A 1,300-nucleotide genomic window follows, 5' to 3' on the forward strand; every position below is an offset into this window, starting at 1 on the left:
GGGCCATATTGTGGAATATCGGTCTTCAGTAAAACAGGGGATTAAAGAGCCCTAATCTATTAGTTATTATTTACTTCTGACAAACCTTTTCAGTATAATGAGATTGGTAAATTAGTGAATGGAAGTTTTATATTGTAAGAGACTTTCTAATTATATTACTAGGAAAAAGAGAGGGTAATTATGTTGAAGAAGCCGTTAGTAGTTATTTTATCATTAATGTTGTTACTTCCATCTACATCTGTATTTGCAGTTGGAGGCCAGCCGAGTGCTTGGTCGAAAGAAACGATTCAAAGAGGCATCGATTTAGGAATTGTACCTGAAAGATTGCAAGCTAATTATGCTGATCCAATTACGCGAGAGGAGTTTGCGGAGTTATTAGTTAACGTAGCTTTTAAAAAATTAGAATTGGTTGAAAGGTCACATGAATGGACAAAAGAGATGGTACTGGAAAAAGTGACGATTGATCAATCCTTTGAAGATACGGATTTAGATCACGTCAAGCTTGCCTATATTATTGGCAGTGTAAATGGTACATCAGATACGACCTTTTCACCAGATGCTTTTATCACACGTGAGCAAGCTGCACAAATGCTGATGAATACAATACATAAAGCAAGCATTGTTTCCTATGCAACAGAGGAAGAAATGGGTTATTGGGATTATGACCAGATAGGGGAATGGGCTATACCTGCAGTAAGTGCAGCCTATAATTTAGAATTAATGAAGGGGTCAAATGGTCAATTTATGCCACGTAAACATATTACGCGAGAGCAGGCGATAGTAACGATAATAAGAGTACTTGATCATGCCAAGTACATAACGTTGCAGCTAAGAGGGGATATCACTGCTTATGCTTGGTTTGATGATTTGACTTACAATGTCGGAAAAGACTATGTGAATGTATCTTATGAGGATGAGGGAGAGTTTAGCCTTTCTGATCAAGCACTAAGAGAAATGTGGTTTCAGTATAGTGATACTTATGATTCGGGAGTACGCTATGACCACGAAAAAGCAATCGTTATTTATGGTTTTCACAGCAATCTACTAAGTTTAACTTATACATGGATTTTAGATTCAGCGTTAAAAGGAGAAGGAGCAAAAGTAGATTATGGCTATATGACAGTCGAAACATTTACAGAAAATCATTTACTTGAATTTAAACTGAAAGACATTCCAGGGTATTTTAATGCGTTAGTTGGTCATGTGTACGGTTATCCTAAAGTAGAGGTTGATCCCAACCCAATAGACTAAACTTAATGGGTACAAGCTATCCCTTTTATAATGTAATGATCTTCAGCAA

General features: G+C 36.5%; 1 protein-coding gene. It reads left to right on the top strand.

Going from position 1 to position 1,300, the window contains the following annotated elements:
* The first annotated feature begins 180 nt into the window (after window positions 1–180).
* On the top strand, window positions 181–1,251 hold the full coding sequence (locus Q5Y73_RS24560; RefSeq protein ID WP_305994558.1) for an S-layer homology domain-containing protein: 1,071 nt from the start codon (window positions 181–183) through the stop codon (window positions 1,249–1,251).
* The last annotated feature ends 49 nt before the right edge of the window (window positions 1,252–1,300 follow it).

The organism is Chengkuizengella axinellae (assembly GCF_030730905.1).
Taxonomy (GTDB): domain Bacteria; phylum Bacillota; class Bacilli; order Paenibacillales; family KCTC-33759; genus Chengkuizengella; species Chengkuizengella axinellae.

What these genes read in the sequence shown, in the direction of transcription:
- Q5Y73_RS24560 (WP_305994558.1), top strand. Translation starts at nt 181, where the DNA reads ATGTTGAAGAAGCCGTTAGTAGTTATTTTATCATTAATGTTGTTACTT.